Origin of the sequence: Streptacidiphilus jeojiense, from assembly GCF_000719095.1 — a bacterium.
GTDB lineage: Bacteria > Actinomycetota > Actinomycetes > Streptomycetales > Streptomycetaceae > Streptacidiphilus > Streptacidiphilus jeojiensis.
Genome location: NZ_JOEH01000024.1, coordinates 1 through 12,211, shown reverse-complemented (window position 1 = coordinate 12,211; position 12,211 = coordinate 1). Strand labels below are relative to the sequence as shown.

At 71.8% G+C, this 12,211-nt stretch carries 11 protein-coding genes and 2 pseudogenes; 4 read left to right on the top strand and 9 right to left on the bottom strand.

What is annotated here, in order from left to right:
- Positions 1 to 17: 17 nt before the first annotated feature.
- Together IF29_RS0129030 and IF29_RS0129025 are read right to left on the bottom strand one after the other, a co-directional pair.
- Positions 18 to 917 (bottom strand): redox-sensing transcriptional repressor Rex, encoded by a 900-nt coding sequence (locus tag IF29_RS0129030; RefSeq protein WP_030261052.1) that lies wholly within the window; start codon positions 915 to 917, stop codon positions 18 to 20.
- 357 nt (positions 918 to 1,274) lie between these two features.
- On the bottom strand, positions 1,275 to 1,562 hold the full coding sequence (locus IF29_RS0129025; protein WP_030261049.1) for a glutaredoxin family protein: 288 nt from the start codon (positions 1,560 to 1,562) through the stop codon (positions 1,275 to 1,277).
- A 53-nt stretch (positions 1,563 to 1,615) separates the two neighbouring features.
- Between IF29_RS0129025 and IF29_RS0129020 the strand changes: the two genes are divergently transcribed.
- The 3 genes and pseudogenes from IF29_RS0129020 (at position 1,616) to IF29_RS0129010 (ending at position 4,933) form a co-directional block, all read left to right on the top strand.
- On the top strand, positions 1,616 to 2,527 hold the full coding sequence (locus tag IF29_RS0129020; protein WP_030261046.1) for an HAD family hydrolase: 912 nt from the start codon (positions 1,616 to 1,618) through the stop codon (positions 2,525 to 2,527).
- Positions 2,528 to 3,094: 567 nt separating this feature from the next.
- Positions 3,095 to 3,472 (top strand): annotated as a pseudogene (locus IF29_RS0129015) (sigma-70 family RNA polymerase sigma factor); the annotation flags it as partial.
- 228 nt (positions 3,473 to 3,700) lie between these two features.
- Positions 3,701 to 4,933: a DUF5667 domain-containing protein gene (locus IF29_RS0129010; RefSeq protein WP_030261041.1), complete on the top strand. Its 1,233-nt coding sequence runs from the start codon at positions 3,701 to 3,703 to the stop codon at positions 4,931 to 4,933.
- 81 nt (positions 4,934 to 5,014) lie between these two features.
- On the opposite strand, the gene IF29_RS0129005 is transcribed toward IF29_RS0129010, so the two are convergent.
- The 7 genes from IF29_RS0129005 to IF29_RS0128975 form a co-directional block, all read right to left on the bottom strand.
- Positions 5,015 to 6,265 (bottom strand): 1-acyl-sn-glycerol-3-phosphate acyltransferase, encoded by a 1,251-nt coding sequence (locus IF29_RS0129005; protein ID WP_051726161.1) that lies wholly within the window; start codon positions 6,263 to 6,265, stop codon positions 5,015 to 5,017.
- Entirely contained in the window at positions 6,262 to 7,359 is a 1,098-nt protein-coding gene (locus tag IF29_RS0129000; RefSeq protein ID WP_030261036.1) for an NAD-dependent epimerase/dehydratase family protein, read from the bottom strand. The genes IF29_RS0129005 and IF29_RS0129000 overlap by 4 nt, the downstream gene beginning before the upstream one ends.
- Positions 7,360 to 7,547: 188 nt before the next feature.
- Positions 7,548 to 7,646, bottom strand: a complete 99-nt coding sequence (locus IF29_RS45325) for a 30S ribosomal protein bS22 (RefSeq protein WP_003948845.1) — start codon at positions 7,644 to 7,646, stop codon at positions 7,548 to 7,550.
- Positions 7,647 to 7,909: 263 nt separating this feature from the next.
- Positions 7,910 to 8,119 (bottom strand): helix-turn-helix domain-containing protein, encoded by a 210-nt coding sequence (locus tag IF29_RS0128990; protein ID WP_030261033.1) that lies wholly within the window; start codon positions 8,117 to 8,119, stop codon positions 7,910 to 7,912.
- A 125-nt stretch (positions 8,120 to 8,244) separates the two neighbouring features.
- The gene (locus IF29_RS0128985) at positions 8,245 to 9,117 is read right to left on the bottom strand and encodes a phosphatase (protein WP_030261032.1); all 873 of its coding nucleotides are present in this window, start codon (positions 9,115 to 9,117) and stop codon (positions 8,245 to 8,247) included.
- Between the two features lie 59 nt (positions 9,118 to 9,176).
- Positions 9,177 to 10,367, bottom strand: a complete 1,191-nt coding sequence (locus IF29_RS0128980; RefSeq protein ID WP_051726160.1) for an acetoin utilization protein AcuC — start codon at positions 10,365 to 10,367, stop codon at positions 9,177 to 9,179.
- Positions 10,364 to 11,563: an MFS transporter gene (locus IF29_RS0128975; RefSeq protein ID WP_063757638.1), complete on the bottom strand. Its 1,200-nt coding sequence runs from the start codon at positions 11,561 to 11,563 to the stop codon at positions 10,364 to 10,366. Before IF29_RS0128975 ends, IF29_RS0128980 begins: the two co-directional genes overlap by 4 nt.
- 174 nt (positions 11,564 to 11,737) lie before the next feature.
- On the opposite strand from IF29_RS0128975, the pseudogene IF29_RS42440 reads away from it, so the two are divergent.
- Positions 11,738 to 12,211: pseudogene (locus tag IF29_RS42440) on the top strand (hypothetical protein); the annotation flags it as partial.

Genomic DNA, 12,211 nt, shown 5'->3' with positions numbered 1-12,211 from the left:
ACTCGAGTTCACGCTGTTCACGCCGGCATCACCGCCGGCAGCTCGCCGTCCTCGCCGCGGTCCGTCGCCGGGGCGGCGGCGGACGGGGCTGAGGCGGGCGGGGCCGCCTTCCCCCGAGCGCGGCGGGAGACGGCACGGGCGGCGGCGGCCGCAACAGCCTTGGCCCCACCGGACGCACCGGCCCCAGCACGTGACACTACTGCGGGCGGCTCGTCCGTGAGGTGGTCCTCACCGGACTTTCGCTGTTCGTGGAAGGCCAGGATCTGAAGCTCTATCGACAGATCGACCTTGCGCACATCGACCCCGTCCGGCACCGAGAGCACCGTGGGGGCGAAGTTGAGGATGCTGGTGACCCCGGCCGCCACCAGCCGGTCGCAGACCTGCTGGGCCGCGCCGGGCGGGGTGGTGATCACTCCGATGGAGACGTGCTCCGCCCGGATGATCTCCTCCAACTCGTCCATGTGGCGCACCGGCAGCCCGGCGGCGGTCTGCCCGGCCAGCGCCGGATCGGCGTCCAGCAGTGCCGCGACCCGGAAGCCGCGGGAGGCGAACCCGCCGTAGTTGGCCAGCGCGTGGCCCAGGTTCCCGATGCCGACGATGACGACCGGCCAGTCCTGGGTCAGACCCAGCTCGCGGGAGATCTGGTAGACGAGGTACTCGACGTCGTAGCCGACACCACGGGTGCCGTAGGAGCCGAGGTACGAGAAGTCCTTGCGCAGCTTGGCCGAGTTGACCCCGGCGGCGGCGGCGAGCTCCTCGGAGGAGACGGTCGGCACCGAGCGCTCCGAGAGCGCGGTCAGGGCACGCAGGTAGAGCGGCAGCCGCGCGACCGTCGCATCGGGAATGCCCCGTCCGCGAGTGCGCCTGGGGGCGTCTCCCGAGGACGGAGTGGCTGGGGTGGGACGTCCAGTTGCCACGGTGCTCCTGTGGATACTCCAATTCTCCGGTGAACGACCCCCGGTACGCCCGCAGCTGCGACACGGTGGAGTGGCACCTGTGGCGAGCTGTGGACGAGCGGTGGCCGTGCGGAGAAGCTGGGTGCAGCTTGGCTGCGAACGACAGGCTATGCGTTTGTGAACGTGTGCACAAAGATAGTGTCCGTTTTGTCCCCACCGAGTGACGCGCATCACGCACACCATGCGGCCACCTCCTCGGGATCCGGGAACCGCACCCTGCGGTGTCCTCCGCCCCCCGGCGCAAACCGGTAGATGGTAAGCACACCGACCTCGGATCGCCCAAGCCGCCGACCGGCCGGGCCGCGGGCCCCGGGGCGGTTATCCGCCGAGCGCCCGGCGCAGCCGGGTCTCGTCCACCTTCCAGAAGTCGTGCTGGCGGCCGTCGATCAGGGTCACCGGAATCTGCTCCCAGTACTTCCGGTGCAGTTCGGCGTCCTGGTTGATGTCCAGCTCCTCCCAGGTGAAGCCCAGTTCCTCCGCGAGCCCGAGCACCACCGCCCGTGCCTCCTCGCAGAGATGGCAGTCGGGTTTGCCGATCAGCGTGACCAGATGATCGGCGGGACTCTTGCGGGGCTCGCGACGCAGCAGAGGACTCACGCCCACCATTCTGCCTTCCTGTCGATACCGGCCCGCAACGGTTCGCTGGCTATGCTCGCCATATGCCCAGGCTGCGAAGGCTCCCACAGGAGAAGCGTTCCTCCACCGTGCTGGCGGGTACCGCCGCCGCGGAGGCGGCCGACGCCGCGGCCGGACCGACCGCGGCAGCCGGGACGCCCGAGCAGCCGGCACCGGTCCAGGACCCGCACGGCGCCGCCTTCTTCGACTGCGACAACACCATCGTCCAGGGCGCGGCCATCTTCTACCTGGGCCGCGGCCTCTACAAGCGGAAGTTCTTCAGCCACCGCGAGCTGCTGCGCTTCGCCTGGCAGCAGGCCTACTTCCGGCTGCACGGGGCCGAGAACGCCGGGCACATGGCGGACGCCAAGGAGAGCGCGCTGTCGATCGTCCAGGGCCACCGGGTCGACGACCTGGAGCGGATCTGCGAGGAGATCTTCGAGGAGTACATCGCCGAGAAGATCTGGCCCGGCACCCGCGCGCTGGTGCGGATGCACCTGGAGGCGGGCCAGCGGGTCTGGCTGGTCACCGCCGCACCGCAGGAGGCGGCCCGGGTGATCGCGGCCAGGCTCGGGATGACCGGGGCGCTGGGCACCGTCGCCGAGGCGCTGGGCGGGATCTACACCGGGCGGCTGGTCGGCGAGACCCTGCACGGCCCGGCCAAGGCCGAGGCGGTGAAGGCCCTGGCCGCGCGCGAGGGCCTGGACCTGGCGCGCTGCGCGGCCTACAGCGACTCCGCCAACGACATCCCGATGCTGTCGCTGGTCGGGCACCCCTACGTGATCAACCCGGACGCCGAGTTGCGCCGGCACGCCCGCGAACAGGGCTGGCGGGTGCGGGACTTCCGCACCGGGCGGAAGGCCGCCAGGATCGGCATCCCGGCCGCGGTCGGGATCGGCGCGGCCGCCGGCGGCACCGCCGCCGCGGTGGCGCTGCACCGCAACCGGCAGCGCTGACCAGGTCCGTCCGGCTGACCACTTCTGATCGACCGACCCACTCGAAAATTCATGGGTTGGTTGACGCGCTCCCAGGGAAACGGGCGTCTTACGTTCGCCCCCCGCTGACATCCGGTCAAAATCGGACAAAGTCCTAGCGATCCCGCTCGACATCGCCGATCACATTGTGTCATCAAGCTGTAACAGATGTGACTGAAGCGGCAAATTCAGCAACACGGTGTAGCCGTTGTTGCACGAAGCGTTATCCTCGTCAAACGCACGCCGGAGCCCATGTGTCCCACGCTGGGCGAGCGGGCCGCACTGTTCGCCGCACACCACGGCGTGCGCTGCAACAACTAGATCTGCAACAGTTCTGCCTCTGGGAGTCCCGTGTACCCACACGTCCGGAACGACGCGCCTGCATCCTCCCTGGCCCCCGCCGGCGGGGGCCTGGAGCTGCTGCGCACCCTGGTACGCGAGCAGCACTTCGGTCCCTTCACCGCCCTCTCCGTCGCCGGTGTCGGTGGTGCCGACGGTCCGCCCTACCGCCAGGCCACGCCGCAGCGCACCTCGGTCGCCCTGCGCACCCGCACGATCGGCACCTTCACCTGGCAGGGCCGGGACTTCGGCGCCTGGCTGGTCACCATCGCCCGCAACCTGGTCGCCGACCACTTCAAGTCCAGCCGCTTCCGGCTGGAGGTGACCACCGGCGAGATGCTCGACTCCAACGAGTGCGAGCGCAGCCCGGAGGACTCGGTGCTGGAGTCGCTGTCCAACGCCGCGCTGCTGGAGGCCGTGCACCGGCTGAACCCGCAGCAGCGGGAGTGCGTGCGGCTGCGCTTCCTGCAGGGCCTGTCGGTGGCGGAGACCGCACGGATCATGGGCAAGAACGAGGGCGCGATCAAGACCCTCCAGTACCGTGCCGTGCGTACACTGGCCCGGCTGCTGCCCAGCGACGCGAGATAGCCGCTCAGAACAGATGATCCGTCACTTCTTCGCCGCAGGGCATGATCGCGGAAGCGTAACCGAGCGTCCCCTCCGCTCGTTGCGCACGGTGCAAGGACCTTCAGGTCCCCCGGCGGAGCGCTCCGGGACCTCCGGATCCCTGCGTCACCCTTTGGGGTGGTCCCAGGCACGACTGCGCAACCGTCCGGTCGGCCGAGTTGTCGACAACGACGAGAGGAGGTGCTGCCCATGACAGCCAACGTGCTCGAGCACCGCAGGGCGAGAGCCTTCGCCGACGCTGTGGAGGACCGCCCCGGCACCGCGGTTCCCATCGGGGCGCCGCACCAGGAACCGGCCGGCGAGGGTCAGTTCACCGAACTACTGGCGGCCGTGGACGCACTGGGCGCCCTGCCGCCGCCGGCTCTCGACCCCACCGTGAAGTCGACCCAGCGCGCCCTGCTGATGGCCGAGTTCGAGCGGGCCTTCGCCGGTGGCGGCGGTGCCGCCGTCCCCGGCCAGCGCAGGGGCGCGCACCGGGCCACCGAGGCCGCCCGCAGGTTCCGTCCCGGCTCGCGCTGGGGCCGCCGGCTGGCGTACGGCGGACTGGCCGCCGGGGTCGCCGTGGGCGCGCTCGGCGGGGTCGCCGCGGCGAGCTCCTCGGCCCTGCCCGGCGACTCGCTCTACGGGATGAAGCGCGGTCTGGAGAACTGGCAGCTGGACTTCGCCGGCTCCGACGCCGCCCGCGGGCGGCTGCTGCTGGACCAGGCGTCCAACCGGATGTCCGAGGCGCAGCAGCTGATGGCGCACCAGAGCGAGGGCGAGAGCCTCAGCCCGCACCTCGCGGACGAGGTCTCCCGGGCCCTCACCGACATGAACAGCGAGGGCAGCCAGGGCCGCGAGCTGCTCAAGGCCGTCTATCGGCAGGACCACACCATGGCCCCGCTGCAGCAGTTGGCCTCGTTCGCCGACTCGCAGCAGCAGCGCCTGCACGCGATCGAGCCCCGGCTCGGCGGCCAACTCGCCGGGCCCACCGGTCAGGTGCAGAGCCTGCTCGACGGAATAAGCCAGGACATCGCCCCGCTGCAGCAGCTCCTGCCGACGCCGGGTGGCAGCGACGGTACCGCGGCCCTGCCGAGCGGCGGCACCGGTACCGGCGCGACGCCGAGGGCCGGCGACAGCGGCTCCCCGGGCAGCAGCGCCGCGCCGAGCGGTGCCACCGTCTCCGGGACCGGCAGCACCAGCGGCACCGGCAGCAGTGCGACCCCGACCGGCAGCACCACCTCCGGCACCGGCAGCAGCGGCGGTCTGGTGCAGAACCTGACGGGTGGTCTGCTCAACGGCAGCACCCCGTCGGCCACCCCCTCGGCGACGAGTTCGGCCGCGGCCACCGGCAGCGCCTCGGCCAGCCCGGCGGGCAACGGCGTGACCGTGCCCCCGCTGATCCCCGGGCTGCTGCCGAGCATCGGCATCGGCCTCAGCTGAGCGACAGCAGGAGTGCTTCGGGGCCCGCAGCCAGGAAGGCTGCGGGCCCCGAACCAATCCCGTCCTGCTGGTGGAACCCTGCTAGAAGAACACCGAACGCCGCTGCACCAGCAGCTTGTAGAGGGTGTGCTGCACCGTCTCGCGGACCTCGTCGGTGAGGTTGAACAGCAGCATCGGGTCGTCCGCCGCCTCCGGCGGATAGCTGTCGGTCGGGATCGGCTCGCCGAACTGGATGGTCCACTTGGTCGGCAGCGGCACCGCGCCCAGCGGGCCCAGCCAGGGGAAGGTGGGCGTGATCGGCACGTAGGGCAGCCCGAGCAGCCGGGCCAGCGTCCTGGCGTTGCCGATCATCGGATAGATCTCCTCCGCGCCCACGATCGAGCAGGGCACGATCGGGACCCCGGCCCGCAGCGCCGAGGAGACGAAACCGCCGCGTCCGAAGCGCTGCAGCTTGTACCGGTCGGCGAAGGGCTTGCCGATCCCCTTGAAGCCCTCCGGCCAGACGCCCACGATCTCGCCCAGCTCCAGCAGCCGCTGCGCGTCCTCGTTGCAGGCCAGGGTGTGCCCGGCCTTGCGGGCCAGCTCGTTGACGCCGGGCAGCACGAACACCAGGTCGGCGGCGAGCATCCGCAGGTGACGGTGGGTCGGGGTGTGGTCGTGGATGGCGACCTGGGTCATCAGCGCGTCCAGGGGCAGCACCCCGGAGTGGTTGGCGACGACCAGCGCACCGCCCTTCTCGGGCAGGTTCTCGGCGCCGCGCACCTCCAGCCGGAAGTACTTCTCCGCCAGCGGGCGCACCGCACTCAGCAGCACCTTCTCGGTGAGCTCGGGGTCGAAGCCGAACTCGTCGACCTCGTACTCCCCGGTGAGCCTGCGGCGCAGGAAGCCGAGGCCGCCGGCGGCCCGCTCCTCCCAGCCCCGGCCGAGCAGCCGCCCGGCGAGGCCGCCCAGCGGCCCGGCCAGGGCGTGGCCGACCGCGTCGGCCACCGAGTCCGCGACACCGCGCCCGGGCGCCCGCTCCGGCGGCGCTCCGGCGGGCTCCGACACGGGCTCAGGTCCCGTCCCGGCCCCGGCCGGCTCGGTCCCGGGCGCCGGCACAGGCTCCGGCCCGGACTCCAGCCCTGACTCCGTCCCGGGTTCCGCCCCGGCCAGGACCGTCGGGTCCGCCAGTTCCTCGGTACGCCGCTGTGCGGCCCGGCCGCCGCGCGCACCGCGGCCGTCCCGACCGGCCCGTGAGCCGCGCCCGGTGCCGATGGGGATGACCTTGGCCCGCGCCTCGCCGTCGCCCGCGGGCCCGCCCGCCGTGCCGGCCTGCTCCCTTGCCGAGCTCATCGCCTTTTCCCTCCGCCGTCAGGCAGCGCGGTGACCCGCAGCTGCGCGGCCACCTTCGAAGTCCAACCGGCCACCTGCTCCGGGCGCAGCAGCCCCGGCCTGCCGCTGCCGGCCACATCGGCCAGCGCCTGCTCGGTGGTGTAGCCGGGGTGGTAGCCGAACGTCTCCCGGAGCTGGGTGGTGTCGACCACCCGTCCGTGGGTGAGCAGCCGCATCTGTTCCGGCGAGAAGTCCAGCAGCCTGGTCTGCCGGGCCAGTCCGGCCATCCAGCTGACCGCGGGCAGCAGCATCGGCACCGTGGGCCGGCCGAGCCGCCGGGCGGCCTGCGAGAGCACCATCACGCCCTCGCCGGCGACGTTGAAGGTGCCCACGTTGGTGGTTCCGCGCCGGGGGTCCACCGAGGCCAGCCGCAGCACCTCCACCGCGTCGTCCTCGTGGACGAACTGCAGCCTGGGGTCGTAGCCGAGCACGGTCGGCAGCACCGGCAGCGCGAAGTAGTCGGCGAGCGGGGTGTCCGCGTGCGGTCCGATGATGTTGGCGAAGCGCAGCACGCACACCGCGACGTCGGGGCGGCGCCGGGCGAAGCCGCGGACGTAGCCCTCGACCTCGACGGCGTCCTTGGCGAAGCCGCCGCTGGGCAGCACCTTGGGCTGCATCTGCTCGCTGAACACCGCCGGGTCGCGCGGCGCGGAGCCGTACACGCTGGTCGTGGACTTGACCACGAGCCGCTGCACACCGGCCGCCTTCTGCGCCGCGGCGAGCAGCTGCATGGTGCCGATGACGTTGGTCTCCTTGACCGTCGACCGGCTGGTCGAACCCAGGGCGGTGGTGCTGACGTTGAGGTGCACCACGGTGTCCACGCCGTACTGGGCGATCACCCCGGCCACGGTCGGGCGGCGGATGTCGGCCCGGACGAACCGGTACTCGGCCAGGTCCGCGAGCCGGTCCGGATCGGTGGTCCCGTCCAGGTCGTGCGCCGAGGGCTGCAGATCGACGCCGACGACCAGGTCCACGCCCGGCTGCCGGCGGATCGCCTGGACGTAGCGGCTCCCCAGGTGCCGGGCCACTCCGGTGACGAGCACGACCTTACCCAACGGACAGTCCCTTCCCGCCTCAGGCGCGGAGGTCCCCGACTCCCCCTGGGCGACCTCTCCCTGTGGAGACTACCTGTCGCCTGTTACCTGGCAATGTCGACACCTCGCGCAACAACGCCGCTGCCCGCCCCGACGGATGTCGGAACGGGCAGCAGCGGAACCCGGAGGCCGGGCGAGACCCTGTGGGCCTACTTCTTGTTGCGACGCTGGACGCGCGTGCGCTTGAGAAGCTTGCGGTGCTTCTTCTTGGCCATACGCTTGCGACGCTTCTTGATGACGGAGCCCATAGAAACCCTCACTCACTGGACAAAACCCGCAGAAGCGGGCTGGACATGCCCGCGGAGCGGGACCTGGGTCCAAACGACTGACGTAAGCCACCAGCGTACCGAAACCTCGCCCCAGGACGTAATCCGGCTCCCGGGCAGCAGCCCGGCCAGGGGCAGGAGCCCCTGGCCGGGCTGTCGTTGGCGCTGCGCTGTGCTTCTGTATCGCATGCTTCTCTGGCTCGCATGCTCCTGCCTGGCGCTCCGACCGGATGGCCGACTCGCTCCTACGCGGTCTCCCGTCCCACGTAGGACTCGCGAAGGTAGTCGTGGACCGCCTGCTCCGGAACCCGGAAGGAGCGGCCTACGCGGATCGCAGGCAGCTCGCTGCTGTGCACCAGGCGGTACACGGTCATCTTCGACACTCGCATCACCGAGGCGACTTCCGCCACGGTGAGGAAGTTGACCTCGTTCAGAGGCCGCTCTCCAGACGCCATGACAACACCGACCCTTATCCGTGTGACGGGCACCGGCTTCCCCTCCGGTGACTCCAGCCAGCACACGCGTATACCCAGAGTAGGTGCGGGTGGTACCAGTGGGAAGAGGGGGGAGGGGCCCGAGATTACCGAGACATACCAGCCTGTTGCAGTACGTAGGCGCTCAGCAGTTCGTAGCAGTCCGGTCGCACACCGTCGTCGAGCGGAACCGCCGCCGCGACCATCCCCTCCGCCTCGGCGACGAACACCCCCGGGTCGTTGGAGTCCGCCAGGCCGATCGAGGTGACCCCGAGCCGGCCGGCCCCGCAGGCCCAGCCGTGGTCCCCGAGCAGCAGGTCAGGACGGGGCTGACCAGCCTCGGCGAGTGCGGCCAGGGCGATCCTGACCGGCTGCGGCGAGTGGGTGTGGACGGGGTCGGAGAGCTCGCCCCGGGTGGCGGCACCGCCTTCCGCGGGCACTGCTGCGGAGGGCGACACTCCACTCGGGGGTGCTCCTTCATACACCCTCACGACTCCCACCCGCTGCACGTAGTCGAGCGAACAGGAGCGCTCGCCGTGTACCGAGTGCATCAGGAAGTCACGTCCGTGCGCCGGAGTGAGCACAGCGCATCCGGCGGCCTCCAGCGCATCCCCGAGCGCCGAGTGGAACCCGATGAGCTGCCCGGGGTGCCCGGTGCCCATCAGGACCGAGCCGCCGCGCTCGGCGGTGCGGGCCACCACGACGGCGACGGCGTCCAGGGCGTCGATGGTCAACTGCGGGTCGATGGTGTCCTGGCCCTGCCGGTGGTTCCGGTCGGGCGAGACCCCGGCCCGACGCGCCATCAGCGCCAGCACCTCGTCCTGGGTCCACTCGCCCTCGGGGTCCAGGCCCAGCAGCACCCACGGGTCGCGGCGGGCGAAGCGGGCGTACTTGCTGAGGTTGTCCTCCCTGGGGGTGGCGACCTCCCCGGCGATCCGGCTGTCCAGCAGATGGGCGTGGAGCTCCTCGGCTTTGATCACGGCACCAGTGTTCCAGCGGGGAGCGGCCGGTGACAGACCCTCAGGCCGGCCCGGGAGAGTCAGGGCAGCAGCCCGTGGTGCGGGAAGACCGCCCTGCGGGTCGCCAGCACGGCCTGGTCCAGGCGGTCGGCAGGGTCGTAGCCGCCGTCGAAGTCCTTCCAGGTGGCCGCCATGCCGTCGGTCATCCGCTGCGGGGCGTGCTGCCGGGTGCGGCGCATCACTTCGGCACGCCACTCCTCCGGGGTCTCCTGCTCCGGCGCGAGGGGGTGCCCGGCGGCGATGGCCACCAGATGGGTCCAGGAGCGGGGCACGACGTCCGCCACCGCGTAACCGCCGCCGCCCAGCGCCAGCCAGCGCCCGCCGGCGTGCTCGTCGGCCAGCCCGGCCAGAGCTGCCGCCACCACCCGCTGGGCGTCCAGGCTGACGGCCAGATGCGCCAGCGGGTCCTCCACATGGGTGTCCGCGCCGTGCTGGGTGACCAGGGCCTGCGGCCGGAAGGCGGCGAGCAGTCCGGGCACCACGGCGTGGAAGGCCCGCAGCCAGCCGGAGTCACCGGTGCCGGCCGGCAGCGGCAGGTTGACGGCCGTGCCCTCGGCCTCCGGGCCGCCGGTCTCCTCGGCCCAGCCGGTCTGCGGGAACAGGGTCCGCGGATGCTCATGCAGCGAGATGGTCAGCACCCGCGGATCGTTCCAGAAGGCCTGCTGCACGCCGTCGCCGTGGTGCACGTCCACGTCCACGTAGGCGACCCGCTCGGCGCCCAGCTCCAGCAGCCGGGCGACGGCGAGGGCGGCGTCGTTGTAGACGCAGAAGCCGGACGCCTTGCCGGCCATGGCATGGTGCAGCCCGCCGGCGAAGTTGACGGCCCGTCCGCCCTTCTCCCACACCGCCTCGGCGCCGGCCACCGACTGCCCCGCGATCAGCGCGGAGGCCTCGTGCATGGCCGCGAACGCCGGGTTGTCCTCGGTGCCGAGCCCGCGCGACAGGTCCGGCACCCCGCTCCCGGCCACCTCGCGCACCGCGGCGACATAGCCGGGGTCGTGCACCAGCGCCAGCGTGGAGTCCCCGGCGGCCGGGGCCGAGCGCACGGTGACATTGGGCAGCCGGTCCAGCCCGAAGGCCCGCACCAGCGACATCGTCAGCGCCAGCCGGACCGGGTCCATCGGGTGGCCGGGACCGAAGTCGTAGCGGGTGACGTCGTCGTCCCAGAAGAGGTCCAGGGTGCGCTGCGGCGGAGGCTGGTGCAGGGTCATACCGCCACGGTATCGGCCTCCGCGAGCTGCACGGCCGGTGCCCCGAACGACTTGGCGACCAGCAGGATCAGCAGCACCAGCACCATCGGCACCAGCATCGCCCAGCGGTAGTTCAGTCCGACCGCGATACCGCCGACCAGCGGCGAGCCGACCAGGAAGCCCACGTAGTTGAAGATGTTGATCCGTGCCACGGCCGCGTCGGAGGCGCCCGGGAACAGCCGCCCGCCGGCCGCGAAGACCTGCGGCACCACCACGCTGACCCCCAGGCCGACGACGGCGAAGGCCACCACCGCGGTCCACTGCTCGGGGGCGACGGAGACCAGGCCGAAGCCGACGGCGCAGACGATCGCGCCGAGGCTGACCGTGCGGACGCTGCCCCAGCGCTGCACCCGTCCGTCGCCGAAGGTCCGGCCGAGCAGCATCACCACCATGTAGGCGGCGTACGGGATCGCGTACATGTGCTTGGAGGTGTGCAGCAGGTCCTGCATGTACTTGGCGCTCCAGTTGGAGACCGTCGCGTCGGCGATGTACGCCACGCACATGGCCAGGCAGAGCGGCAGCAGCGGCTTCCAGGGGATGGACCGCGCGGCGGCCGCGGCGGCCTCCTCCACGGCGTGGCCGAGCTCGTGCGGCCCCGCGTACCAGACGCTGGCGACCACCACGACCGGGATCGCCAGGGCGGTGGTGGTGCCGAACAGCGACAGTTGGGTGAAGCCGGTCGCGGCCAGCAGGGCGCCGATGATGCCGCCCAGGCTGTAGGAGGCGTAGAAGCCCTGCATGATGCTGCGGCCGTAGCGGTGCTGCAGCGCCACCGCCGACATCGCCTGGCTGGCGTCCAGGCCGCCGACCATCAGCCCGAAGGCGCCCAGCGCGACGGCGGCCTCGGCCATGTTGTCGCCCGCGCCGACGCCCAGCAGGGTCAGGCAGACCAGCGGCTGGACGATCCGCAGCACGGCCCGCGGCGAGGTCCTCTTGACCACCCACTCCATGGAGATGGAGCCGACACCGGCCAGGATCGGCACCGCGGCGAGGAACACCGGCAGCAGGTTGTCGCTGATCCCGTACTGGGTCTGGATCGAGGGGATGCGGGTGACCAGGAGCGCGAACACCGCCCCCTGCGCCAGATAGCTCACCAGCAGGGCGATCCGCGCGCGGCGCAGCCCCGTCGGGACCTCCGTTGTCCCTGCTGACGACATGTGTCGCACCCCTACTACTCACTGGTATCCGGCCGATTGGCGCGAGCGTACGGACTCCCCCTCTGTTCCGGAACCCCTTCCCGTCAAAAGATCGCAAGCCGCAACCAGCGTCGCTCCCGCTCCGTACCCCACTCGTTACCTACGGTGATAGCACGACCGTAGAAAGAGGATCACTTGAGCACCCGCGACCGACTCCTCTCCCCCCTGCTGGCCCAGCTGCGCCGCAACGTTCCGGCCGATCCGGTGCCGCAGGCCCTGGTCACCGCCTTCACGGCGGAACAGCTGGACCCGGAGCTGTTCAGCCCGGAGCTGCTGCGGCGGGTGCCGCTGGAGCGGCTGCAGGCGACGGTCGACGCCCTGCGGGAGCGCCACGGCGCGGTACGGGGCGTGCGGCGACAGCGCGAGCTCTACCTGGTGCAGTTCGCGCAGGGCGCGGAGCCGGTCTGGGCCGAGACCACCCCCGACGGCCGCCTGACCTCCCTGGTCACCGGCCCCGGCGCACTGACCGCCCGCAGGGGCGGCGTCCCCTCCCAGACCCGCATCGTGGTCCCGTCCGCACCCCCCAGGGGCGCGGGGAACTGCGCGCCCAGCCACGCAGCCGCCGCACCCGAACCCCCCGAGCAACCCCCCGCCCCCAGCGTTCAACCC